At 72.2% G+C, this 24713-nt stretch carries 21 protein-coding genes; 9 read left to right on the top strand and 12 right to left on the bottom strand.

What is annotated here, in order from left to right:
* Positions 1 to 14: 14 nt before the first annotated feature.
* From D7I47_RS06950 to D7I47_RS06915, 8 genes are all read right to left on the bottom strand, one after another.
* A complete protein-coding gene (locus D7I47_RS06950) occupies positions 15 to 917 on the bottom strand; it encodes an N-acetylglucosamine kinase (RefSeq protein ID WP_120762366.1) in 903 nt (300 codons plus the stop codon).
* Positions 914 to 1882: a glycoside hydrolase family 113 gene (locus tag D7I47_RS06945; protein ID WP_227000923.1), complete on the bottom strand. Its 969-nt coding sequence runs from the start codon at positions 1880 to 1882 to the stop codon at positions 914 to 916. The genes D7I47_RS06950 and D7I47_RS06945 overlap by 4 nt, the downstream gene beginning before the upstream one ends.
* Positions 1879 to 4323: a glycoside hydrolase family 2 protein gene (locus D7I47_RS06940; protein WP_120762365.1), complete on the bottom strand. Its 2445-nt coding sequence runs from the start codon at positions 4321 to 4323 to the stop codon at positions 1879 to 1881. The genes D7I47_RS06945 and D7I47_RS06940 overlap by 4 nt, the downstream gene beginning before the upstream one ends.
* Positions 4320 to 5165, bottom strand: a complete 846-nt coding sequence (locus D7I47_RS06935) for a carbohydrate ABC transporter permease (protein ID WP_227000921.1) — start codon at positions 5163 to 5165, stop codon at positions 4320 to 4322. The genes D7I47_RS06940 and D7I47_RS06935 overlap by 4 nt, the downstream gene beginning before the upstream one ends.
* A complete protein-coding gene (locus D7I47_RS06930; RefSeq protein ID WP_120762364.1) occupies positions 5162 to 6103 on the bottom strand; it encodes a carbohydrate ABC transporter permease in 942 nt (313 codons plus the stop codon). The genes D7I47_RS06935 and D7I47_RS06930 overlap by 4 nt, the downstream gene beginning before the upstream one ends.
* On the bottom strand, positions 6103 to 7419 hold the full coding sequence (locus D7I47_RS06925; RefSeq protein ID WP_120762363.1) for an ABC transporter substrate-binding protein: 1317 nt from the start codon (positions 7417 to 7419) through the stop codon (positions 6103 to 6105). The genes D7I47_RS06930 and D7I47_RS06925 overlap by 1 nt, the downstream gene beginning before the upstream one ends.
* Before the next feature lie 114 nt (positions 7420 to 7533).
* Entirely contained in the window at positions 7534 to 7887 is a 354-nt protein-coding gene (locus tag D7I47_RS06920; protein WP_120762362.1) for a TRIC cation channel family protein, read from the bottom strand.
* A 121-nt stretch (positions 7888 to 8008) separates the two neighbouring features.
* Positions 8009 to 8719, bottom strand: coding sequence for an alpha/beta fold hydrolase (locus D7I47_RS06915; RefSeq protein WP_120762361.1), 711 nt, complete (start codon positions 8717 to 8719; stop codon positions 8009 to 8011).
* A gap of 154 nt (positions 8720 to 8873) precedes the next feature.
* Here D7I47_RS06915 and D7I47_RS06910 point away from each other — a divergent pair, with 154 nt between their 5' ends.
* Complete coding sequence (locus D7I47_RS06910; RefSeq protein ID WP_120762360.1) at positions 8874 to 9533, top strand: GntR family transcriptional regulator; 660 nt, start codon at positions 8874 to 8876, stop codon at positions 9531 to 9533.
* Positions 9534 to 9546: 13 nt separating this feature from the next.
* On the opposite strand, the gene D7I47_RS06905 is transcribed toward D7I47_RS06910, so the two are convergent.
* Positions 9547 to 10587, bottom strand: a complete 1041-nt coding sequence (locus D7I47_RS06905) for a LacI family DNA-binding transcriptional regulator (protein ID WP_227000919.1) — start codon at positions 10585 to 10587, stop codon at positions 9547 to 9549.
* An 83-nt stretch (positions 10588 to 10670) separates the two neighbouring features.
* Between D7I47_RS06905 and D7I47_RS06900 the strand changes: the two genes are divergently transcribed.
* The 5 genes from D7I47_RS06900 to D7I47_RS06880 all read left to right on the top strand — a co-directional run bounded on the left by D7I47_RS06900 (position 10671) and on the right by D7I47_RS06880 (position 18045).
* A complete protein-coding gene (locus D7I47_RS06900; RefSeq protein ID WP_170154367.1) occupies positions 10671 to 13610 on the top strand; it encodes an alpha-mannosidase in 2940 nt (979 codons plus the stop codon).
* Positions 13607 to 14935 (top strand): MFS transporter, encoded by a 1329-nt coding sequence (locus D7I47_RS06895; protein ID WP_120762357.1) that lies wholly within the window; start codon positions 13607 to 13609, stop codon positions 14933 to 14935. Before D7I47_RS06900 ends, D7I47_RS06895 begins: the two co-directional genes overlap by 4 nt.
* Before the next feature lie 102 nt (positions 14936 to 15037).
* Entirely contained in the window at positions 15038 to 16303 is a 1266-nt protein-coding gene (locus D7I47_RS06890) for an MFS transporter (RefSeq protein WP_157981658.1), read from the top strand.
* Positions 16303 to 17142, top strand: a complete 840-nt coding sequence (locus tag D7I47_RS06885; RefSeq protein WP_120762355.1) for an alpha/beta fold hydrolase — start codon at positions 16303 to 16305, stop codon at positions 17140 to 17142. Before D7I47_RS06890 ends, D7I47_RS06885 begins: the two co-directional genes overlap by 1 nt.
* Before the next feature lie 9 nt (positions 17143 to 17151).
* Positions 17152 to 18045 (top strand): cation transporter, encoded by an 894-nt coding sequence (locus tag D7I47_RS06880; protein WP_120762354.1) that lies wholly within the window; start codon positions 17152 to 17154, stop codon positions 18043 to 18045.
* Between the two features lie 9 nt (positions 18046 to 18054).
* Here D7I47_RS06880 and D7I47_RS06875 read toward each other — a convergent pair whose 3' ends face one another.
* The 3 genes from D7I47_RS06875 to D7I47_RS06865 all read right to left on the bottom strand — a co-directional run bounded on the left by D7I47_RS06875 (position 18055) and on the right by D7I47_RS06865 (position 22900).
* Entirely contained in the window at positions 18055 to 18507 is a 453-nt protein-coding gene (locus tag D7I47_RS06875) for a MarR family winged helix-turn-helix transcriptional regulator (protein WP_120762353.1), read from the bottom strand.
* A complete protein-coding gene (locus D7I47_RS06870) occupies positions 18504 to 20198 on the bottom strand; it encodes an MDR family MFS transporter (protein ID WP_120762352.1) in 1695 nt (564 codons plus the stop codon). The genes D7I47_RS06875 and D7I47_RS06870 overlap by 4 nt, the downstream gene beginning before the upstream one ends.
* A gap of 110 nt (positions 20199 to 20308) precedes the next feature.
* A complete protein-coding gene (locus D7I47_RS06865; protein ID WP_120762351.1) occupies positions 20309 to 22900 on the bottom strand; it encodes a helix-turn-helix transcriptional regulator in 2592 nt (863 codons plus the stop codon).
* Positions 22901 to 23029: 129 nt separating this feature from the next.
* On the opposite strand from D7I47_RS06865, the gene D7I47_RS06860 reads away from it, so the two are divergent.
* The 3 genes from D7I47_RS06860 to D7I47_RS06850 are packed head-to-tail and all read left to right on the top strand — an operon-like array spanning position 23030 to position 24710.
* The gene (locus tag D7I47_RS06860) at positions 23030 to 23578 is read left to right on the top strand and encodes a hypothetical protein (protein ID WP_120762350.1); all 549 of its coding nucleotides are present in this window, start codon (positions 23030 to 23032) and stop codon (positions 23576 to 23578) included.
* Entirely contained in the window at positions 23575 to 24081 is a 507-nt protein-coding gene (locus D7I47_RS06855; RefSeq protein WP_120762349.1) for a hypothetical protein, read from the top strand. Before D7I47_RS06860 ends, D7I47_RS06855 begins: the two co-directional genes overlap by 4 nt.
* The gene (locus D7I47_RS06850; protein ID WP_120762348.1) at positions 24078 to 24710 is read left to right on the top strand and encodes a hypothetical protein; all 633 of its coding nucleotides are present in this window, start codon (positions 24078 to 24080) and stop codon (positions 24708 to 24710) included. Before D7I47_RS06855 ends, D7I47_RS06850 begins: the two co-directional genes overlap by 4 nt.
* The last annotated feature ends 3 nt before the right edge of the window (positions 24711 to 24713 follow it).

Here is a 24713-nt window from a genome sequence, read left to right as displayed (position 1 = left end):
CCCGCGGGAGGGGACTACGCCTCGGAGACGAGGGTGCGGAGGGGGTGGCCGTCGGCGAGGGCGGCGAGCGCCGCCACCCCGTCGAGGCCGGAGCCGTGGGGCGCCTCGAAGCGCACCTCGGGGTGCACGGCACGCAGCAGCTCCTCGAAGCCCGAACGCACCGCGGCGCCGCGGAAGACGCCGCCGATGGCGCTCACCACGGGGGCGGCGTCGACGCGGCGCAGGGCCGTCGTCACCGACAGGGCGAGCTCCTCGGCGGCCGAGGCGCAGATGCCGGCGGCCACCGCATCCGTGTCGGCGCGCGCCGCGACCGCCTCGGCGAACCAGGCGACCACGCTCACGCGGGCGGCATCCGACTGCAGCTGCACGTAGGCGTCCTCGAGCACCGGCCAGCGCGCCTGCACCACCTCGGTGAGCGAGGTCGCGGGGCCGCGACCGTCGTGGGCGCGCATGACCGCGTCGAGCGCCGCCCGGCCGAGCCAGAACCCGCTGCCCGCGTCGCCCATGAGGTAGCCCCAGCCGTCGACGCGCGCCACCCCGCCGGGGCCGACGGCGAGGGTCACCACGCCGGTGCCGGAGGCGACGACCGCGCCGTGCTGGTCGCCGAGCGTGCCGAGGAACGAGCTCACCGAGTCGTGCGTCAGCAGCACGCGCCCGGGGGTCAGCTCGTGCACGAGGGCGCGCAGCTCCGCGGCGTCGTCCTCGGCCGAGGTCAGCCCCGAGACGCCCGCGGCGAGCACCTCGACGGGCGCGCCGACCGAGGCGACCCGCGCCACCTCCGCCAGCTGCGGCAGCAGGGGCGCATCCGTGCGGATGCCGGGGAACCCCCGGTCGACGGGCGCGGCGCCCGCGCGCGAGACACGCACCTTGATGCCGGTCTGACCCGCGTCGAGGGCGAGCGAGACGGCGTCGGTCATGCGTGCTCCGTGCTCCTCGAGGTCCAGTCGCGATAGCGGGCCGCCATGAACGCGCCCGCCGGCTTGCCGTACGGGCAGTAGTCGTCGTTGCCGGCCGCCGCCCCCTCAGCGTACAAGTGCGCCGGCCAGTCCCAGAGCATGAGCCCGCGCACCCAGGGCCGCGCCTCGACGGCGGCGAACATCGTCTCGTAGTAGCGCAGCTGCTCCTCGCCCGACGGCTCCCCCGGCAGGTTCCAGTCGTTCGGCAGCTGCGCCGAGCCGGTGCGCGAGGGGCAGCCCGCCTCCATGAAGAAGAACGGCTTGCCGGATGCCGCGACGACCGGCTCGATGCGGTCGAGCTGTGCCTGCCAGCTGTCGATCGGGTAGTAGCCGCTCGACGAGATCACGTCGACGGCGTCCCACCAGCTGAGGCGGTCCTCCTGGTACTTGTCGCAGTTGTAGGTGACGAGCCCCGAGTACACCTCGCGCACGGCCGCGATGAGCGCGCGCCAGTGCGCCTCCTGCCCGTCGGCGCGCACCATCTCGCAGCCGACGCAGAGCATCGCGCAGCCCTCGGCCTCGGCGATGCGGGCCGCGTGCAGGATGAACTCCGTGTAGCTCGCGAACCACTGAGCCCAGGTCGCCTCGCCCGGCACCTCGTGGTCGAAGAAGCCGATGTGGGCGCGCCAGGTGCCGTCGGCCACGTTCACGACCGGCTTCAGGCACACCGTCAGCCCGAGCGCGTGCGCCTCGCGGATCGCCCACACGATCTCGTCGTCGGTCACCGTCGGCTCCCGGTCGTACGGGATCTCGGTCGAGAAGATGTGCGCCTGCTCGGCCGCGTAGGCGATCGCCGTCCAGGTGACGCCGTGCTCGGCCATCGCCCGCATCGACGAGGCCGCCTCCGGAGTGGCCCAGGTTCCGCGGGTGCCGACCCAGCCCCACGTCATGCCGGCGATCGGGTCGCCCGGGATGCGGCCGCTCATCGCGTCACCAGCTGGTTGCCGGAGCGCAGCACGCCGGGGGCGGCCACGGCATCCACGGTGAGGCCGTCGACCCCGCGCACCGTGAACCGCGCCGACTCGCCCGGCAGCAGGGTGACGAGCCCGCGGTCGACCGCGGCATCCGGATGCAGCTTGTCGACGAGCAGGGTCACGTCGCGCAGCAGCACGGATGCCGTGACGGTCACCGCGGTGCCGTCGTCGGCCCGCTCCACGGCGACGGCCGCGTCGGCCGCCGGCAGCGCGGAGTCGCGCGGCTCGGCGAAGAACCAGGTGCCGCGCACCCCGTCGAGCTCCGCGAGCGCGAGCTCGGAGGCCGCGTCGGATGCCGCCGCGACCTCCGCGGGAAGCGCAACGGTCGCCGAGGAGCGCGGCGCGAGCGACACCGCCACGGTGGCCGAGGCGAGCGGTGCGCCGTCGTAGCCGAGCCGCGTCAGGACGAGGTCGCCCTCCCATCCTTCGGCCGTGTCGTTGCCGACCACGGCGACGAGCCCGTCCTGACGCGGCTGGATCGTGACCACGCGCGGCGCGAAGGCGTTCTGCAGCGCGTGGAAGAGCGGCTTCTCGCGCCCGTCGCCGTCGATCGCCGCCCACGAGGTGACGGGCCAGCAGTCGTTGAGCTGCCACACGATCGCACCCGAGGTGTGCGGCGCGTGCGAGCGGAAGTGGTCGAGGGCGGCGCCCACGGCGTTGGCCTGGTTGAGCTGCATGGCCCAGTGCCAGTCCTCCATGTCGCGCGGCACCCGGTAGTGGGCGAGCAGGCCGTCGGAGAGCTTCTGGTTGCCCTCCAACGCCTTCTGGTGCACGATCATGCCGGGCGACTCGGGGGTGAGCGGCTCGTCGGAGAGCGCGCGACGCAGGGTCGTCCAGGTGGGCGGCCCCTGCCATCCGAACTCGGCGACGAAGCGCGGGGTGTGCTCGCGGTAGCTCGGCCAGTCGCGCCGGTTCCACTGCTCCCAGAGGTGCACCGAGCCCGCCGTCTCGTCGTTCGGGTGCAGTTCGCCGCCCGGGCTGAACGGGCTGCCGGGGGCGTAGGGCACGTGCGGCGCGAGCTCGGCCACCACCGCGGGCAGCAGCTCGTAGTAGTAGTGCGCACCCCAGGTGGCGCCGTCGAGACGGCGCTTCCAGTCCCAGTCCTCGTAGCCCCACAGGTTCTCGTTGTTGCCGGTGAGCAGGGCGAGGGATGCGTGGTGCGCGATGCGGGTGACGTTGTCGCGCGCCTCGGCCTCGACCTCGGAGCGCAGCGGCTCCTCCTCCGGATAGGCGGCGCACGCGAACAGGAAGTCCTGCCAGGCGAGCAGCCCGAGCTCGTCGCACAGCTCGTAGAAGGCGTCGTCCTCGTAGATGCCGCCGCCCCACACCCGCACGAGGTTGAGGTTCGCGGCGACCGCCTGCCGCAGCCGACGCGCGTAGCGGGCGCGGTCGACGCGTGGGAAGAGCGCGTCGTCGGGGATCCAGTTGACGCCCTTCACGAACACCGGCTGCCCGTTGACGACCAGCTGGAAGGGGCGGCCGTCGGCGTCCGGTTCGGTGTCCCAGTGCAGGGTGCGGAAGCCCACGCGGCGGTGCGCCTCATCGAGCACGCGGTCACCCGCGCGCAGGCGCACGGTCACGTCGTACAGCGGCTGCGCGCCGTAGCCCACCGGCCACCAGCGCTCCACCTCGGCGAGCTCGAGCGTCGCGGATGCGGTGCTCGCCCCCGCGGGCACGGTCGCGGCCGCCCGCTCCCCCGCCGCCTCGAGCTCCAGCTCGAGCTCGGCAACCGCCGTGGTGGCGAGCTCGACCGCGACGGCGATGCGGCCGCCGTCGCCCTCGGGCGTCGCGACGACCCGCGAGGCGGCGAACCGCGCCGTCGACCACGCCTCGAGGCGCACGGGGCGCCAGATGCCGCTCGTGAAGGTGGCGATGCCCCAGTCCCAGCCGAAGTTGCAGGCCGACTTGCGGATCGCCTCGAAGGGCATCGGGTAGGGCCGCGGGCGGGCGCCGAGGGCGAGGCTCTGCGCGTCGGCATAGCGCACGGGACTGCGGAAGGCGACGGTCAGCCGGTGGGAGCCTGCGGTGAGCTGCTCGCCCAGCTCGATGCGGTGGGTGCGGTGCTGGTCGGCGACCTCGGCCACCGGCTCGCCGTCGAGCAGCACGGTCGCCACCGTGTCGAGGCCGTCGAAGACGAGCGCGCGGCGCTCCTCGGCCGCCTCCGCCTCCGTCACCTCGAAGCCCAGCTCGTACGTCCAGTCGACGAGCCCGATCCAGGCGAGCGCCGACTCGTTGTCGTCGAGGTAGGGGTCGGGGATGCGGCCCGCGTCGAGCAGGGCCTGGTGCACCACCCCGGGCACGACGGCCGGCAGCGCGGCGGCGCCCACGGCATCCGGAACCGGGCCGCCCGCGGCGCGCACGGTCCACCCGGTGTGCAGTTCGCGCGCGCTCACTTGACCGACCCCGAGGCGAGACCGCGGTAGATGAAGCGCTGCAGGAAGACGAAGGCGATGAGCGTCGGCACGATGACGAGCACGGTGCCCGCGGCGATCGTCTCCCAGTGGGCGCCGAAGGGCCCCTTGAAGCGGAACAGCGAGGTGGAGATCACGCCCTCCGACGGCCAGTAGAGGAACGGCAGATAGAACTCGTTGTAGATCGCGATGCCCTTCACGATGACGACCGTCGCGATCGCGGGCCGCAGCAGCGGCAGGATCACGCGCCAGTAGATGGTCCAGCGGTTGGCGCCGTCGAGCATCGCGGCCTCGTCGATGGACGCGGGGATCGACTGCATGAACTGGATGAAGATGTAGATCGAGATGATGTCGGTGCCCATGAACAGCAGGATCAGCGCGGCCATCGAGTTGTAGAGCCCGAGCCCGTTGATGATCTGGAACGTCGCCACCTGGCTCGTGACACCGGGGATGAGCGTCGCCACGAGGAACAGCCCCACGATGAGCTTCTTGCCCCGGAAGTGGAAGCGGTCGATCGCGTAGGCGGCCATCGTGCCGATGAGGATCGTGCCGGTGAGCGAGAACAGCAGGATGACGGTCGTGTTGAGGAAGCCCTCGACCATGCCGCCCCGGACGAACGCCGTGACGTAGTTCTCGAAGTTGAACCAGTTCGCGGGCAGGTCGAACGGCCCGGTCTGCCCGAGCTCCTGCGAGGTCTTGAAGCTCGCGATGAACAGCGCCGACAGCGGCACGAGGGTGACGATCACCCCGATCACGAGCGAGACGTACTTGACCGTCGTCGCCGAGAGTCCGGCCATCCGGACGCGGGCGGGTGCGGTGCTCATGTGAGGTCCACCTTCTCGTCGGGGAAGATCTTGCGCTGCACGAAGGTGACGAGCAGCACGATGGCGAGCAGCACGATCGCCATGGCCGAGGCGAGCCCCACCTGGCGGAAGTTGAACGCGGTCTGCAGCGTCTGGATGACGAACGTCGAGGTGCCGTTGGCGCCGCCCGTCATGATGAACGGGATCTCGAAGACCGAGAGACTGCCCGCCACCGCGAGGACGAAGCTCAGGCCGACGATCCGCCGGATGCCGGGGAAGGTGAGCGCCCAGAACTGCTGCCACTTGTTGGCGCCGTCGATGTCGGCGGCCTCGTAGAGCTCACCCGGGATCGACTGGATGGCGCCGAGGAAGAGCACGAAGTTGAGACCCGTGTACCGCCAGACGGAGGTGCCGGCGAGCGAGACGTTCGCGATCGCGGGGTCGCCGAGCCACTGCGGCGGGTCGGCGAGCCCGAACCAGCCGAGCACCGTGTCCAGGCTGCCGCCCGGCTGGAAGAGGTAGAGGAAGACGAAGCCGATCGCGACGCCGTTGATGAGGTACGGGAAGAACAGCACCCCGCGGAAGAAGTTGGAGAACCGGGTGCGGTAGCTCAGCAGCGCGGCGAAGTAGAGGGCGATCGCCATCTGCACGAAGGAGCCGCCGAAGTAGTAGAGGCTCACGAAGAACACGCCGAAGATCTGCGGGTTGGTGAACACCTGCACGTAGTTGTCGAGCCAGACGACGTTCTTCTCGAGGTCGAGGCCGTCCCAGTCGGTGAACGAGTACCAGAGCATGTTCACGGCGGGCAGGTAGGTCAGCAGCAGGAGCAGGCCGACCGCGGCCGCGAGGAACAGGTACGGGGTGAGGGATGCGAAGAACCCCTGCCCGGCGGGGGCCCCGGAGGACCCCCGCCGGCCGCGGCGCCGAGGCACGCGCGGGGTTGTGGTGATGGGGCTCATCAGCCCTGCGCGGCCCGGGCGTCGGCCCAGCGCTCGTTCAGCTCGGCGAAGTACGACTCCTTGTCGCCGTCGGCGGCACCGCGGGCGATGTCGACGAGCTTCTGCCGGTAGATGTTGCCCCAGATGTCGATCTGAGCGGCGTCGGCGATGTTGTTGAACAGCGCCTCCTTGCCGGCCGGTGCGGCGTTCAGCTCGAGCAGCTCGACGCCCGCGTCGGCGAAGCCGGCGAGGTTGTCGGGCAGGTCCTTCGAGAGCAGCGGCGAGACCATGCCCTGCGTGTCGGTGAATCCGGAGTCCTCGATGAGGAAGTCGATCCACGCCTTCGCGGCGGCCTTGACCTTCGAGTGCTTGTTGATGCCGAGGTTGTAGTCGCCGCCGACGATCGCGTACTGCGTGCCGTCGGATGCCGTGGCCGGGAAGGCCGCGTAGCCCACGACCGAGGGGTCGATGCCGTTGTCGGTGGCGGCCGCCTGCATCTGCGAGATGGCCCACGAGCCGAGCGCCATGGTGGCGATCTTGCCGGTGGCGAAGTCGACCTTCGACTGCTCCCAGTTGGTGGTGAGCGGGTCGGCCTCGGTGAAGCCGCCGGCCACCGACTCGTAGATGAGCGAGTCGATCGCGTAGAGCTCACCGCCCTCCGTCCACGGGGCGTCCTCTTCGGCGATCTTGTTCACCGCATCCGGGTCGCCGGTGATGGCGCCCATGTTGCCCGACCACTGGCTGAGCGGCCAGCCGTCCTTGTAGTTGGTGTACAGCGGGATGGCGCCGGTCGCCTTGATCTTGGCGGCCGCGGCGAGCCACTCCTTCTCGGTGGTCGGGAAGGTGTCGACGCCCGCCTGCTCGTAGACGTCCTTGTTGTAGAGGATGCCGTTGGCGTTGCCGCCGAGCGCGATGCCGTACTGCACGCCCTCGTAGCTCTTGGGCGCGAGGAAGCGGTAGGTGGACTCGAGGTCGGCGGTCTGGCCGAGCGGCTCGAAGAAGTCGGCGAGCTGGTCGGGCAGCACGCTGTTGGGGATGCCGAGCACGTCGCCGTAGTTGGTGGTCGAGAGGCGGGTGCGCAGCTCGCCCTCGTAGTCGGTGATGCCCTCGAACTTGACGGTCGCGTCCGGGTACTTCGCGTGGAACTCCTCGGCGTACGTGTCGAAGGTGCCGTCCTCGATGAGGTCGGTGCGCCAGGTGACGAAGGTGACCTCGCCGGTCACCTCGCCGTCCAGGCCGTCGTCGCTGCCGGTGGGGGCTCCCGAGCAGGACGTGAGCAGCAGCGCCGCGGTCGCGGCGCCGGCGATCGCTGCCGCGACTGCCTTCCGTGATGCCATGTGAATACTCCTTTGTATTGACGGACCCCGGGGGTGCGTGGCGCAGGCATCCATCCCGCGCCCATGGGGGATTGAGAAGGACACTATGGACTAAAGCGTTTTAAGTAAAGCGCTTTATCGAATCGTTGCCTCCCGGGCGCGACGCCCACGGAGGGCACGCTGTTCGGGGAAGCTCCACCCGAACGCCACGGCGGCGACGCGTACCATCGCGGTGACCGCGGCGGAGACGATCCCCGCGATCGGCACGGGCGTGCCGACGTGGACGAGCAGGATGAGCACCCCCGAACCGGCGGCGGCGGCCACCGCGTACAGCGTCCCGACCTGCAGGATCGAGATCGGGCGGTTGAGGATGACGTCGCGCAGCATCCCGCCACCGATCGCGCCGATCACGCCCACGACGATCGCGCCGACGCTCCCCACCCCGAGGCTGAGGGCCTTCGACGCGGCGATGGCGCCGAAGATCCCCATCACGACCGCGTCGAGACCCGTGATGGCCCAGCCCGCCCGGACGAACAGTGATCGACATGGTCCTCCTGCTTCCTTCGAGGTCGGCCCGCGGGCGCGGGCCGACCTCTGGTGGGCCCGGTCCTCAGGAGATGCCGACCAGGGCGTTCTCGGCGGCCGCGACGATGACGTCGGAGACGACGTCGGCCTGCGTCAGGTAGAGGGCGTGGCTGGCCGCGACGGTGGTGATCGCCGCCCCCATCCGGTGGGCCATGTGCTGCACCATCGCGGGGTCGAACGCCTTGTCGTCCGAGCCGATGACCGCCCACGTCGGCTTGTCGCGCCACGCGGCCCGGGTGACCGCCGCACCGAACACCGACATGTTGATCGGCACCTGCGAATCGCGGAGGAAGGCCGCGTCGGCGTCGTCGGCGTCCGCCGCGAATCCGGCCTTGAACGCATCGGCGTCGAGGTACCCGAAGCCGTCGTCGCCCACGTCGATCACGAACTCGGGGGTGGGGGCGAATCCCTCGTACTGCTGCGCCGTGGTCTCGCCCGAGTCCGGCGCGAGTGCGGCCACGTAGACGAGTCCGGCGACCCCGTCGTGCACTCCCGCCTCGGTGATGACGGTGCCGCCCCAGGAGTGGCCGACGAGGATGCTCGGGCCATCCTGCCGGTCGAGGACCCGCCGGGTGGCGGCGACGTCGTCCTCGAGAGACGTGAGGGGATTCTGCACGATCGACACGCGGTACCCCCGCGCCGTCAGGTTGTCGTACACGCGACGCCAGCCGGAGCCGTCCGCGAACGCGCCGTGCACGAGGACGATGTTCCTGATCCCCTGCTCAGTGGTGTTCATGATGCACTTCCTTTCCCCCTCGCGCCGTCGCTCGGCGGCGAGGTTGTGGTCCGTCGTATCTCGACTTGTGATATGCAACATATTGCAGTCCGACCGATATTCCCACCCCCCCTCATGATTTGCGTTTCGGCCTCGCGGGCCCGCAACATATTGCATGCCCATTCCCGGAGGAACCCACGGCGTCGGCCGCTCGCTGCTGCGCGACGACGTCTTCAGGCGTCTCCGCGACGCGATCGTCGACGGCACGTTCGAGCCGGGAGAGCAGCTCAAGGACGGGGAGCTCGCGGACTGGCTGGGGGTCAGCCGCACGCCCATCCGCGAGGCCCTGCTCCGGCTGGGGGCGAGCGGGCTCGTGCAGGCGATACCGGGCCGGTCGACGACCGTCACCACGATCGACCCCCGCGCGGTTCGAGACGCCCGGGACGTGATCGCGGCGATGCACGCCTTGGCGGTGCGGCAGGTGGCGGGGAGACTCGGCGACGACGAGCTCGCCCGCATGAGAGCGGCCAACCGGCGTTTCGCCGAGGCCGTCGCCTCAGGCCGGGTCGCGGATGCGCTCGACGCGGACGAAGAACTCCACCGGATCCCGGTCGCGGCAGCGGGGAATCAGGCCCTCGAATCGGTGCTCGATCACTTCGACCCGCTGGTGCGTCGCGCCGAGGGCCAGCGCTTCCGGCACGACGGAGGCGCCTCCGTCCAGGTGCACGACCGCCTCATCGAGGCGCTCGCGGCCGGAGATGCCGAGCAGGCGGCGAGCGTGGCGTTCGAGATCTGGCACAGCCTGGCCCCCGCGGACGAGGATCCGAGCAGCTGAGTCGACCTCGGTCTCAGCTGTCCCGAGTCGCCGTGCCCGTCGAGCCGCGCACCACGAGATGCGGGGTCGAGTCGAGGAAGGCGGCCGGCTCGGAACCCGCGACGACGTCGAACAGACGGCGCGCCACGTGCGAGCCGAACGCGACGACGTCGTGGCTGAGCGCGGTGAGCTTCGGCAGGGTGTGCTCGCACAGCACCGAGTCGTCCCAGGCGACGATCGACACCTCCCCCGGCACGCCGAGCCCCAGCTCCATCGCGACCGTGAGCCCCGCCACCGCCATCACGTCGTTGTCGTAGATGAGCGCCGTCGGCGGCTCCGCCCCCGTGAGCGCCTCGCGCGTCACGCGCTCGCCCGCCTCCGGCGTGTAGTCGGTGCGCAGCAGCTCGCCCGCGACGCCCAGGAGGCCGGTCTCCTCCGCGAACGCGTCGTCGCGGATGCGGGTGTGGGCGAGCGAGCCGAGCCCGGCCACCCGCGCGATCCGACGGTGGCCGAGCGACACCAGGTGCCGCACCGCCTCGCGCATCGAGGCCGCGTCATCCGTCCACACGCTCGTGAGGCCCCCGGCGATACCCGGGTCGCCCACCACGACCGCCGGCAGCCCGGAGTCCGCGACGAACGCGGCGCGCGGGTCGTCGTCGATGAGGTCGGTGAGCACGACCCCGTCGACCCGGCGCGTGCGGTGCCACTTCTGCAGGGTCGCGAGCGCGTCGTCCGTCGACCCCACCACCTGCAGCAGCAGGCTGTAGCCGCGCTTCGAGAGCTCGATCTCGAGGCCCGCGAAGAACTCCATGTAGAACGACTCGACGCCCAGGTTGTGGGGGTCGCGGGCGAGCACGAGGCCGAACGTCTCGGTCTTCGCCTCGGCGAGCGACCGAGCCGCCGTCGAGGGCGCCCAGCCGAGCTCGTCGGCCACCCGCAGCACGCGGGCGCGGGTCTCCTCCGAGACGCCCTTGCGCCCGTTGAGCGCGAACGAGACGGCGCCGATCGACACCCCCGCGCGTTCGGCGATGTCGCTGATGGTCACACGACCGCTCGATCGCCGGGAAGTGCTCACGAGGGAACGATAGCCGCCGCACCGCCACCCCCGGGGGCGCGAAGGGGCAGGATATGAGACAGCGGTGCGGCGAAGGAGGGCGGATGGCGGGGTTCCTGTCCTTCCTGTACGGCATCCGCGTCGAGCAGCCGGAGCAGTACCTTCGGCTGCGGCGGCTGCGGGCGCGGGTGTACCGGCGGGTCGCGCCGCTCGAGGCGGCCGTCGTGCGCTCGGCCGAGCCGATCCCGTTCGCCGAACTCGACCCCGCGGCGTTCACCCCCATCCGCGCCGGGGCGGCGTGGGGCGGCGTGCTCGACTGCGCGTGGCTGCGGCTCACGGGCGAGGTGCCCGCGGATGCCGTGGGCGCCCGCGTGATGCTCGGCATCCGGGGCGAGGGGCTCGTCGTCGACCGGCACGGCACACCCTTCGACGCCGTGTCGACCGTTTTCCAGCAGGGGGACCTGCCGCACTCCGGGGGCCGGTTCCGTCCCGTGGGGGACGGGCTCGCACCGGGCGAGCGCGTCGAGCTCTACGCCGACGTGTCGTACAACGGCTTCATCCTCTACCCGGTGGGGCGCGGCGTCTTCCGCGGCGCCCACCTCGCCGTGCGCGACGAGACCGCCTTCGGGCTCTACTACGACTACCTCACCCTCGCCGTGCTCGCGGGCCACACGGACGACGCGGAGCTCGCCCGCGAGCTGCGCACCTCGCTCGACATCGCCTGGCGGCACGCGCGCTCCGGCGAGCTCGTCGCGGCGCGGGCGGCGCTCGCCGGCCCGCTCACGACGCCCGCGGCATCCGACTTCGTCTACCACGCGATCGGTCACGGCCACCTCGACATGGCGTGGCTGTGGCCGCTGCGCGAGACCCGCCGCAAGGCGGCCCGCACCTACACGCGCACCCTCGCCAACCTCGAGCGCTACCCCGGCTACCGCTACGGCACCAGCCAGCCGCAGCAGCTCGCCTGGATGAAGGAGCAGCGGCCCGAGCTGTTCGCGCGCCTCCGCGACGCGGCCGCGTCGGGGCGGCTCGAGCTGCAGGGCTCCTTCTGGGTCGAGCCCGACACCAATATGCCGTCGGGGGAATCCCTCGTGCGCCAGGCGCTCGTGGGGCGGCGTTTCCTGCAGCAGGAGTTCGGCCTCGACGACGAGCAGCTGCGGCTGTGCTGGCTGCCCGACACCTTCGGCTACAGCGGCAACCTGCCGCAGCTGCTGCGCAAGAGCGGCATGGACTGGTTCCAGACCATCAAGATCTCCTGGAACAAGACGAACGTCTTCCCGCACCGCAGCTTCCGCTGGCAGGGCATCGACGGCTCGAGCGTGCTCGTGCACATGCCGCCGGAGGGCGACTACAACTCGCGCGGCGCCCCCGACGGGCTGCTGCGCGGCCTCGCCCAGTACCCGGAGCGCGCGCTCGGGGCGGCGCTGCTCGTCTACGGCTCGGGTGACGGCGGCGGCGGACCCGGCGAGATCCACCTCGAGGTGCTCGATCGCGAGATCGGCGTCGACGGCCAGGGCATCCGGGGTCTGCCGCGCGTGCGGTTCTCGACCGCGAACGCCTTCTTCCGCGAGCTCGAGCGGCACGAGGTGCCGCACACCCACGCGGGCGAGCTGTACCTGGAGGCGCACCAGGGCACCTACACGACGCAGGGCGCCATCAAGCGGCACAACCGCGTCGTCGAGCGGATGCTGCACGAGGTCGAGGCGCTCTCGGTGCTCGCCTCGGTCGACACCCGCGCCGAGCTCGAGCCGATCTGGCGGGCGCTGCTGCTGAACCAGTTCCACGACATCCTGCCGGGCTCCTCGATCGAGCGCGTGAACCGCGAGGCGGTGGAGACGTACCGCCGGCTCGAGGGCGAGCTCGAGACGCTCGCGAGCGACCTGCTCGAGGGCGCGGCCGAGGGCGACACTGCCACGGCCGTCAACCTCACGGGCTTCGCGCGCGACGAGCACGTGCGCGTCGACGGACGCTGGCACCGGGCCGTCGTCGAGCCGTATGCCGCCGCGCGCATAGAACCCGCGCCCGGTCCCTTCGGCCTCGCGACGGCCGGCGACATGATGACCAACGGGCTGCTGACGCTGCGCTTCGACAGCGCGGGCGTCATCGTCTCGTGCACGGATGCCGCGGGCGCCCAGCACGCGGGCGCCGGGCTGAACCGTCTCGTGCTGCACCGCGACCCGTACCAGTGGCCGTTCGACGCCTGGGACATCGACCCCCGCTACACGACCCGCGCTCCCCGACAGCTGCGCCTCGCCTCCGCCGAGACCCGCGTCGACGGCCCCACGGTGGTGCGCACACAGCGGCTCGTCGGCCGCGGCGTCGAACTCGAGCAGCGCATCGTGCTCGAGGCGGGCTCCGAGCTGGTGCGCTTCCACACCCGCGTCGACTGGCACGCGAGCCACCGGATGCTGCGCGCCGAGTTCCGCCCGAGCCGGTACGGACCCGAGGCGCTCTGCGAGATCCAGTTCGGCCACCTCGCCCGCACCACGACCGAGCGCGACGCCGTCGAGGCCGCCCAGTTCGAGGTGTGCGCGCACCGCTGGATCGCCGTGCAGGACGAGGCGGGCGGCTTCGCGCTGCTCAACGACGGCAAGTACGGCCACCGCGCGAAGCAGGGGCTGCTGAGCCTCAACCTGCTGCGCTCCCCCACCTTCCCCGACCGCAGCGCCGACCGCGGCCGGCACGAGTTCACGTACGCGTTCCGGCCCTTCGCGCCCGGCGGGCTCGGCGAGGTGATCCGCGACGGCTACCGGCTGAACAACCCGCTGCGCACGACGCGCGGCGTCGCCTTCGACAGCCTCGTCTCGACGACGGATGCCGGGGTCGTCGTCGACACCGTCAAGCGCGCCGAGGCGGGCGCCGGCACGGTGGTGCGCCTCTACGAGTCGCTCGGCCGCCCGGCCACCACGGCCCTCGTCACCCGCATCCCCCATGTCACCGTGCACGAGACCGACCTGCTCGAGCGCCGCATCCGCGAGGTCGACCTCGAGCGGCTCGAGCTCGGCCCGTTCGAGGTGCTCACCCTGCTGCTGGAGGACGGGTGACCGAGCGCGAGGTGCCGCCGCGCACCCAGGCGCTCGCGGTCGTGACGGCCGGGTTCGGGCAGAACCTCGTGCTCACCACGGTGACGACGTTCATCCTCGTCTACCTCGTGCAGTACGCGGGCATCTCGACCGCGGGCCTCGCGGTCGTCACCGCGATCATCACGGTCGCCAAGGTGGTCGACGCCGTCACCGACCCGGTCATGGGCGTCGTCATCGACCTCACCCGCACCCGCTGGGGCAAGCTCCGGCCGTACCTCCTGTTCTCGGCGGTGCCGGTGGCGCTGCTGACGACCCTCATGTTCTCGGTGCCGGATGCCGACGAGCCGCTGCAGCTCGTCTGGTTCGGCGTGGTCTACGCGCTGTGGGGCTTCGCCTACACGGTGTGCGACGTGCCGTTCTGGGGGCTCATCGGCTCGGCGTTCCCCGACCCCGCCCGGCGCACCCGGGTGATCGGCGACGTGCGGGCGTTCGGCGCGATCTCGCTCGGGCTCGCGACGCTCGGGATGCCGTGGCTCGCCCGCGCCCTCTCGGGCGGCGAGACGACGGGGTCGGGCTGGTCGCTCGCCGTGCTCGTCATCTCGGTGCTCGGCATGGGGCTGTTCCTGCTCGCCTTCTTCTTCACCCGCGAGCGTGCCTCGTCGCTCGCGGGCGGCCGCCTCACCCTGCGCCAGCTCGCGGGCACCCTCGCCCGCAACACGCCCCTGCTGCTCGTGCTGCTGGGGTCCGTGCTCGGCTTCGGTCGCTACATCGTGCAGGCGGGCGGCGCCGTGTTCGTCGTGGTGGCGTACGGCGACGAGGGGCTGTTCACCCTCATCGGGGCGGCGATCATCGCCGGCATGGTGATCTCGAGCTTCACGACGCCGCTGCTGCTGCGCGCGATCTCCGGCCGCGCGCTCGTGATCGCGAGCTCGCTGCTCGGCGCGGCCCTCTATGTGGCGATGTACCTCGTGGGCTTCGCGAGCATCCTCTGGATCGTCGTGTTCATCTTCCTCACCGGGCTCACCCTCGGCGTCTTCCTCGTCGTCCAGGCCACGATGATCGCGGATGCCGTCGACGACGCCGAGCGCCGCACCGGGGTGCGCAACGACGGCATCTCCTTCGCGACGCTCACCTTCGTCTCGAAGATCATGAGCGCCCTCGCGGTGCTCGTCTTCGGCGTCTTCGTGGTCCTCGCCGGCTACGAGGCCGGCGCCACGGTCACCCCCGCGATGCAGCACACCGTGTTCCTGTCGATCACGCTCGTGCCCGCGGCGAGCTGCCTGCTCTCGGCGGTGCCGTTCGCGTTCGTGCGACTGCCGTCGCATCCAGCGCCCGAGCGGTCATAAGCCCACCCGCGGCGGGCGACGATGGTGGTTCGCCCCACTGCGCGGGCGGCGCCCCGCTGGGATCATCGGGCAACCGACCCGATCGACGCGAAGGCGGCATCGATGACCCTCCCGGCCCCCGAACCGCTCACGCCCGAGCTCGCGACCCCTCCGGCGCCCGAGCTGCCGTCGCGTACCTGGCGCTTCACCGTCATCGGCGTGCTCTACCTGGTGACCGACATCGGGTTCGCGTTCTTCCTCGGGGCGCTCACCACGATCCTGCTGAACGGCGGGATGCCGCCCGCGACGGTGGGCGCGATCTCGCTCGTGGGCCTCGTCTACGTGCTGCGCTTCGCGATCGGCCCGATCGTCGACCGCTACGGCTCGGTCCGCTTCGGGCACTACCGCAGCTGGATCGTGGTGACGCAGCTGCTCGTGATCGGCGCGCTGCTGTGGCTCGCGACGATCGACCCGCTCGCCTCCCCGGGGCTGCTCGTGCTCGCGCTCGCCGCCGTGCTCGTGCCGAGCGCCTTCCACGACGCGGCCGTCAACGGTCTCGCCGTGCGCCTGCTCGCCCCGCGCGAGCGCGGCATCGGCAACGGCATCCAGGTGGGGGCGGCGACCATCTCGGCGGTCATCGGCACGGGCCTCGCGCTCATCGTCTACGACGCGATCGGGTGGACGCCGACCGTGCTGCTGCTCGCGGCGCTGTTCGTGCTGCCGCTCGTCGTGATGGCCTTCTTCCACGAGGCGGGCGGGTTCACCGTGCCCCGACGCGTGCCGTGGGAGGCGCTGCCCGGGTTCTTCCGCTCGCGCCGACGCGCCGTCTTCGTGGTGCTCATCGTGCCGGCGCTCTGCCTCGGACCGTACCTCGTCACGGCGATCCAGTCGGCGATGCTGCTCGACGCCGGATGGTCGCTGTCGCGGATCGGGGTCGTGCTCGGCACCGTCTCGCCGATCGCCGGCCTGCTCGGCGGGCTCGTCGTGGGCTGGCTCATCAGCCGCTTCGGGCGCCTCGTGCCGCTGCTCGCCGTCGGGGCGCTGTACGCCGTCGGCATCTTCGGGCTGCTGCCGCTCGCCATGGGCGTCGCGTGGGACACGCCCGCGACCGTCGCCCTCGTGGTGCTCTACCTCAGCTACGCCTCGGCGGGCGTCTGGGTCTACACGATCGCCATGGACAACACCCGCCCCGAGCTCGCGGCCACCGACTTCTCGCTGCAGATCGGGGTGATCGGGCTGCTGCGCCTCGGGCTCAACTCGGGCGGCCTCGCGCTCATCGCGGTCGCGGGGTTCCCGCTGCTCGTGACGCTCGCGGGCCTGCTGACGGTGGCCGGCGTGACGGTCGCGGCGTTCTGGGCGCGCGGCGACCGCGGCGGCACGGGGTCCTGATGCCCTACGCGGAGGCGGACGGCATCCGGCTGTTCTACGACGTCGCCGGGCCGGAGGACGGCATCCCCCTCGTACTGCTCGCGGGCACCGGCGCGCAGCTCATCGCCTGGCACGAGGAGCTCGTGGCCGCCTTCGTCGCCGCGGGGTTCCGGGTGCTGCGCGTCGACAACCGCGACACGGGCCTGTCGACCATGACGGGCGGACCGCGCAGCGTCGACGGCGGCTACGGGCTCGAGGACATGGGCGACGACGTCGTGCGGGTGCTCGACGCCGCCGGAATCCCCGCCGCGTTCCTGCTCGGCCAGTCGATGGGCGGGATGATCGCGCAGCTGGCGGCGCTGCGACACCCCGCGCGGGTGCTCGGGCTGGGCCTGGTGTCGACCATCCCGGGCCGCTCGCCCCGCTGGGTGCTGCACGGCGAGCATCCGGAGCTGCGTCGACCGCAACCGCGGCTGCCGCGCCGGCTCGTGGTGTGGGGCGCGCGGTTCCAGCGCCCGCCCGGCTCGAGCTTCCCGTGGGACGCCGCCTGGCATCGCTGGGCGGCGGGTGCCGCCTACGACCGTTCGTACCGGCCCGACGGGCTCGCGCGGCAGTGGTCGGCGCTGCTGCGGGCGCCCGAGCGGCTCGAGGCGTTGCGCGGGCTGCGCATGCCGGTGGTGGTGATGCACGGCACCGCCGACCGCGTGCTCTCGGCGGATGCCGCGCGCGACATGGCTGCCGCGATCCCCGGTGCCGAACTGCTGCTCGTCGAGGGCATGGGCCACGAGCTGCCGCGCGAGGTGTGGCCGGATGCCGTGGCCGCGATGGAACGCATCGCCGGGAGGACGGCGGGGTCGTAGGGTGGCCGCATGGCGATCTCGGCCGCCCGCGAGGTGCGCATCCTGACGATCTCCCTCGCCGTCAGTGTGGGGCTCGCGCTCGTCGCGCTCGGGCTGGGTCTCGCCCTCGGCATCCGCGTGCTCGTCTTCGACGGCGCGTTCGGCGTGATCGGCATCGCGACCACCTGGATGGCGATCGCCGCCGTGAAGATCGCGCGCGAGGCGCCCACCCGCCTCAACCCCTTCGGACGGGCGGCGGTGACCCCGCTCGTGGTCGCGGCGCAGGGCGTCGCGGCCCTCGCGGCGCTCGTCGTGGCGGTCGGGGATGCCGTGATCGTGATCCTCGACGGCGGCGAGGAGGTGCAGATGGGCGCGGTCGTCGCCTACGGCATCGCGGTCGCCGTCGTGTCGACGGGGATGGCGATCTGGCTCGGCCTCATCCGCAGCGACCTCGTGCACGCCGAGTCGCTCGAGTGGCGCGGGGGCGCGATCCGCGCGGCCATGGTGGCGGTCGCCGCGGTGGCCGCGATCCTCATCGCGGCGGCGAGCTGGCACGGGCTGCTGCCCTACGTCGACCCGGTGCTCGTGCTGGCCTCCTGCGCGCTCGTCGCGCCCATGCCGATCTCGCTCGTGCGCACCGGCGTGCGCGAGCTGCTCGAGGGCGCACCGCCGCCCGAGGTGTCCGCGCGCGTGACCGCGGCGGTCGAGAGCGCGGCGGCCGAGTTCGGCCTCCACGACGAGCACCTCATCCGCTCGTCGAAGCTCGGCAACCGCCTCAACCTCGAGGTGCTGTTCCGCGTGGAGCCGGGCTGCACGATCGAGCGGCAGGACCTGGTGCGGCGACACATCCTGCGCGAACTCGAACCGCTCGAGATGGAGATCTGGTCGACGGTCGAGCTCACCACCGAGCAGACGCTCGACTGAGCCCGGCGGCTACGCCTCGGGCGTCTCGCCCCGGGCGAGTGCGTGCAGCAGGCCGGTGAGGCGTTCGATCGACTCCATGGGCCAGTCGGCGAGCACCTCGGTGAGGCGCCCCTCGTAGGGCAGCCGGGCCTGCTCGAGGCGGCGGCGGCCCTCCTCGGTGACCGAGATGACCTTGATGCGGCCGTCGGACCGGTCGGCCGTGCGCTCGACGAGCCCGAGGTCTTCGAGCTCGGTGACGCTGCGGCTCACCTGGCCCTTGTCGGCGGAGATCCGCTCGGCGAGGCCCGAGACCGTCTCGGAGCCGGAGCGCTGGATCATCGACAGCACCTTGAAGGTGCCGGGCAGCATCCCGGGGCTGACGGAGGCGGCCGCCTGCACGTAGATGCGGCGGAACTCGCCCATCAGCTCGCCGAAGGCGCCCTCGAGCCCGCGCACGGCCTCCTGCCGCGGATCCGTGGTCATCTCGCGGTGCCCTCCCCGTTCCGGTCGCCCTCGGTGGTGGCGATGCTACCGGTCGCGGTGAGCGCCTCCATGCCCTCCGGCACGGACACCGTCGCGAGGTCGGCCTCGGAGGCCTGGACGCGTTCGGTCGTCGTCATGCGGGTGAGCGGCTTGTTGGGCAGGAACACGATCGCGAGCAGGCTCAGCACGGCGAACGGCACCGCGATGAGGAAGGAGTGCGAGATGCCGGTGGCGTAGATGTCCTCGAAGATCACGCGCAGCGCCTCGGGCATCGTCGACACCTTGGGCAGCGAGCCCGACTGCAGCTGCTCGGCCCAGGTGGGGGCGTCGGCTCCGAGGCTCGCGATCGCGGCCGCGATGTCGTCCTTGCGCTCGGCGACGAGGTCGGTCACGCGCGCCGCGAGGGCGGCGCCCATGACCGAGACGCCGATCGTGCCGCCGAGGCTGCGGAAGAAGGTGACGCCGGAGCTCGCGACGCCGATCTGCGCGGGCTCGGTCGTGTTCTGCACGACCAGCACGAGGTTCTGCATCGTCATGCCGACGCCCGCGCCGAGCAGCACCATGTAGATCGACACGAGCGTGAAGTCGGTGTCGTAGTGGATGGTCGACAGCAGGTACGAGCCCGCGATGAGCAGCAGCGCGCCGAGGACGACGAACGGCTTCCAGCGGCCGAAGCGCGTGATGAGCGCACCCACGAGCACCGAGGAGATCAGCAGGCCGGCGATCATCGGGATCGTCATGAGGCCGGCCTCGGTCGGCGTGGCGCCGCGGGCGAGCTGCATGTACTGGCTGAGGAACACGGAGGCGCCGAACATCGCGAGGCCCGTCGCGATGGAGGCGATCACCGAGAGCGTGAAGGTGCGGTTGCGGAACAAGGTCAGCGGGATGAGCGGCTCCTTCGAGCGCACCTCGACGACGATGAACAGCGCCACGGCGACGAGCGCGCCGCCCACCATCCAGGCGGTCGTCCAGCTCCACCACTCGAACTGGTCGCCGGCGAGGGTCACCCAGATGAGCAGCAGCGAGACGGCGACCGAGAGCAGGATGACGCCCAGGTAGTCGATCGCCGTCTTCTTCGGCGCGCGCTGGGGCAGGTGCAGGGTGCTCTGCACGAGGATGAGCGCGAGCACGGCGAAGGGGATCGCGACGTAGAAGTTCCAGCGCCAGCCCCACGCATCCGTGATGACGCCGCCGAGCAGCGGGCCGCCGACGGTCGCGACCGCCATGACGGCGCCGAACAGGCCCATGTAGCGACCGCGCTCGCGCGGGCTGATGATGTCGGCCATGATGACCTGGCTGAGCGCGGCGAGGCCGCCGGCGCCGATGCCCTGCACGGCGCGGAACGCGATGAGGGTCTCGGGGTTCTGCGAGAAGCCGGCGGCGGCGGTCGCGATGACGAAGATCGCGATCGCCAACTGGAACAGCACCTTGCGGTTGGTCAAGTCGGCGAGCTTGCCCCAGATGGGCGTCGAGATCGCGGTCGTCAGCAGGGTCGCCGTGACGACCCAGGTGAAGGCCGCCTGGTCGCCGTCGAGGTCGTGGATGATCGTCGGCAGCGAGGTCGAGACGACGGTCGAGGCGAGCATCGACACGAACATGCCGAGCAGGAGGCCGGAGAGGGCCTCGAGCACCTGGCGGCGGCGCTTCTTGTCGGCGATCGCGTCGGGCGACGCGGGGGCGGAGCTGGACATGCGGGTCCTTCTGGTGGAGTCGGATGGGGCGCGCGACGACGACGGCGCGAGATGGTTGACGAACGTCAACCGTTGAGATTCGTCAACGATACGCGGATGGTTGACCGATGTCAACCATCCAGTCCGACCTCCGCGAGCGCCTCCCGCAGGGCGTCGCGCGAGTTCACCCCGAGCTTGCGATAGGCCGAGCGCAGCTGCGCCTCGACCGTGCGCGGCGAGGTGCCGAGCCGAGCCGCGATCTCCTTCGAGCGCTCCCGCGCCGCCGCCGCGCGGGCCACCTCGAGCTCCCGCGCGGTCAGCAGGGTCGCGACGCTGCGCTGGAAGGGCGGCTCCGACACCGTCGCCGACACCCGGGTGAGCGTGAGCTCGAGCTTGCGGCGCAGCTCCGGCCGGGGTCGCATCCGCAGCGCGATGGCGATCGCATCGACGACCGTCGGCTCCTGCCCCGACGCCTCCACGCGCCGCAGCACCCCCGGCAGCACCTCGAGGTCGCGGTCGCGCAGCGCCACCGCGAGGTCGCGGATGCACAGCACGATCTCGAGCTCGGTGGGCGCCGACTCCACGAGCAGCTCGAGCAGCTCGGCCGCGCGATCCAGGGCGCCCAGCCGGATCGGGATGCACGCCGCGAGCGCCGCGAGGAAGATCGCACCGCGCTCGGCCCCCCGCGTGATCGCGCGCCCGACCACCTCGACGGCACCGTCCACGTCGCCCGAGTGCGCGAGGATCCACGCCTCCGCCTCCGCCACCTGCAGGTAGGCGTGCCGACCCGCTCGCTGGGCCGGGGTCATGGCGTCGAGCAGGGCGCGCGCCTCCTCGAGTCGCCCCTGCTTCGCGATCGCGTTCGCCTGGTAGCCGATCGCGACGCCCAGCAGCCCGAGCCCGTCGCGCCAGCGCAGCTGGTCGACCGCGAGCGTCGTGAGCCGCTCCGCCTCGGCGAGGCGCCCGCCGCACTGCCGCAGGTTGCCGAGCAGCATCGTGTAGATGCCGACGCCGTCATCGGCGTCCACGCGGCGCGACTCGACGTAGGCGGCGGCCTCCGGCACGCGGCCCGCGCAGATGAGCTCCACGAAACGCGCGAAGCCGAGGGCGGCCGAGGCGAGCGGATCGACCTGGCCGATCTGCTGCTGGATGCGGGCCAGGTCGTCGATCGCCGAACGCGCCGCGCCCAGGTCGCCGCGCGACGAGCGCGACACGATCAACAGGATCGCCGAGCGGATCGCGAGCTCGGGCTTCACCCGGAACGCGAGCCGGCCGAGCAGAGGCATCCCGGCGATGATGTCGAGCGAGGCGTCCCACTGGCGCAGCGAGTCGTCGAGGGCGTCGGACTCGGCGTTGATGCGTGCCCGGATGCGCTCGGCCTGGGCGACCGCGCCCGCCAGGTCGTAGCGGCGGTACGAGAGGTGCTCGCCGCGCCGCACCGCGACGAGCGCGAGCTCCTCCGGCGAGTGCGCGAGCTCCTCGGCCTCCGCGAAGGCCTGCTCGGCGGGGCCGTGCTCGCCGAGCAGTGAGCGCGTGCTCGCGAGCGTCGTGAGCGCCGCGCAACGGTACGGCCGCTCGTCGGCCCGCGCGAGCAGCTCGGAGGAGAGCTCGGCCGCGAGCAGCAGGTCGCCCGTGCCGTAGGCGTACGCCGCCGCCCACGCGAGCTCCTCGAGCGGCGGGGGCTCGGCATCCTTCAACTGCAGGCGCACGGCGAGCAGCCGGTCGCGGTCGTCGCCCGTCGCCCGCAGGCGGCCGACCGCATCGGCGACGTCGTGGTGCGACTCGGGGTCGCCGGCGACGCTCTCCGAGATGAGCGGATGCGTGACACGGATGCGGCCCGTGCCGGGTTCGGCGGCGAGCAGCCCGCGGGCCTCGAGGGTGGTGAGCAGCAGCGCCTCGTCGCGCGTGCTGGCGAGCACGCCGCGCGGCACCGGCTGGAGGAGGGCGGCCAGCCGCAGCAGGCGGCGCTGCTCGGAGCTGAGGTCGGCGAGCCGCGCCGCCATCGCGTCGACGAGGTCGGTCGGGGCGTCGCCCTCGTCGATCGTGACGGTGTCGCCGTCGCGGTGGATCTCGCCGTTGCGCTGGGCGCGCTCGACGAGCACCCGCAGGTAGAGGGGGTTGCCGGTCGTGCGCTCGGTGAGGCGCAGCACGTCGGCGTAGCGCACGCGCGCGTCGAAGCGGCGGTCGAGCAGTTCACCCACCTGGCCGAGCGTGAGCCCCGCGATGTCGTGCCGCACCGTGAGCCCCTCGTCGACCATCCGCTGCACGGGCGCGGGGAGCCGCTCGCCGAGCCGCGCCGTCGCGATCGTCGGCACGCCGAAGGCGCGCACGAGCTGGTAGACGGCGGCCGCCGACACGTCGTCGAGCCGCGGGATGTCGTCGACGAGCAGCACGTGGCGTTCGGCGGCACCGCCCACGACCGCCATGAGGGCGGGCACGGCGCGCTCGGGGTCGCTCGGGATGCCGAGCCGGGCGAGCGCCGGACCGAAGGCGCCGAGCGGAACCCCGGCGAGCTCGGCGAGGGCGATCACCTCGACGACTTCGCGATCCTCGCCGCGCGCGACCATCGAGGCGAGCACCGTCTTGCCGACGCCGGCGGACCCCACGAGCAACTGCACGCGCGCGGGCTGCCGGGCGAGCCCCGCCGCGATGTCCCCGGTCTCGAGCGCACGGGCGACGAGAGGCCACTCCCCCGTGGCGGCCGGGCTTCGAGGATCCGTCACGGTTGTGATCGTAGCGAGCGCCCGTAGGTAATTCGTACCGATTGCGTACGCACGCCGTTCTGTGACCCTGATGTCGTCGGCGCCGGGGGGCGCCGCGCCACCACACAGCCCGTTCGAAAGGACACCCGTATGCCCTCACGAATCCCGGCGGCGCTCGCGCCCGCCGCGCTCGCCGTCGCGGCGCTCGCCCTGTGCGCCTGCGTCCCCACCGTCCCGTCCGTCCCCGATCTGGATGAGCTCGGCGAGCTCGTCGAGGATGCCGAGGAGCTCGTCTCCGACGCCCCCGAGGACGAGGGCGACGACGACACCGTCCAGCCCGGCACCGAGGGTCTCAGCCCGGAGGCGATCGCGGCCGGGTACACCGCCGTCGAGATGCCGAGCGGCTGGCCCTCCGAGCTGCCGCTGCCCGACGGCATCCCTGTGAGCGGCATCCGCTCGGGTGAGAGCTTCTACCTCGTCTTCGACGCCGCATCCGCCGACGAGCTGACCGCGCTGCACGACTGGTACCGGGGCGCCGGCTGGACCGTCGAGTCGGAGTTCGAGGTGGACGGCGTCGTGCTGTCCATCTACGCGAGCCCCGAGACCAACGAAACCGGCCCGCTGCGACGCGCCACCGTCTCCGGTATGGCGGACTGGCCCACCGGCGTGCAGTACAACCTGGAGGTCCAGAGCTCGTGAGCATCCGCATCCGCATCCGCGCCCGCCTCGCCCTCGTCGGCGGCGCCGGCATCCTGTTGGCCCTGAGCGGCTGCGCCGCGCCCGCCCCGACCACGCCCGAGGTCGCCGACCCGCCCACCCAGTCCGACTCGACGACCGACGAGACGGTGGATACGCCGGACGCGCCGACTGTGGGCGGCTTCATCGACCCGGCCTGGCCGTGGCCCGAGGCGCTCCCGCGCCCGGACGCGACGCCCACCTTCGAGACCTCGGGGGCGAATCCGGTCGGCGAAGGGGGCGTCTGGTCGATCACCGTCACGGTCGGCTCGATCGACGAGGCGCAGGCGTACGCCGACCGGCTCGCCGCCGCCGGCATCACGTGGTTCACGCCGAGCTTCGCCGACCTCGACCAGGGCGACGACGAACTCGGGCTCGCGGCCAAGTCGGAGACCTACATGGCGACGCTCTCCGTGGCCCCCGCGACCCTCGAGATGGAGTTCAGCTTCGTCGGATCGCTCTCGTGAGCGGGGGCCGACGGCGCCCGAGGGGTGCCGCGCTCGCGCTCGCCCTCGCGGGCGCCGCGGCACTCGCGGGATGCGCCACCGCCGGGTCGGAGGGGGCCACCGCCCCCTCCGCGCCCGACGCGGCCGGCGCGCCCGCGCAGGACCCCGCCGCCGAACGCGCCGCCATGGAGTGCGTCACGGGCGCGTGGGTCGCCGAGGCCCCCGCCCTGCAGGCCTACTTCGACGCGGCGCTCGAGGCCGCGGGGGCGAGCGAGTACGAGATCATCGCCGACGGCAGCATCGTCTACGAGTTCATCGAGCACGGCTTCGGCATGAACGTGCTGCCGACCGCCTTCACCATGCGGATGCCGACGAACTTCGGCGACGTGCTCGGCGAGATCACCGGCCAGGCGAGCGGCGTGTGGACGGTCTCGGGCGAGGAGATCCGTGTCGTCGCGGACGGCTGGGAGAGCCTGCTCGAGACGAGCTGGAGCTTCAAGGGGCAGGCGATCGAGGCCGACCCGGGCACGCAGTCGCTGTCGTCCGGCTTCACCGACATCGACCACTTCGTCTGCGCGGGCGACGAGCTCGTGCTGCAGTCGCCCGACGCGCCGCCGCTCACGCTCAGCCGGATGGTCGAGCGCGACTGAGCG

The sequence above is a fragment of the Protaetiibacter intestinalis genome, assembly GCF_003627075.1.
In the GTDB taxonomy this organism is placed as follows: domain Bacteria; phylum Actinomycetota; class Actinomycetes; order Actinomycetales; family Microbacteriaceae; genus Homoserinibacter; species Homoserinibacter intestinalis.
The sequence above is the reverse complement of the archived record's forward strand: the minus strand, read 5'-3'. Positions and strand labels throughout refer to the sequence as shown.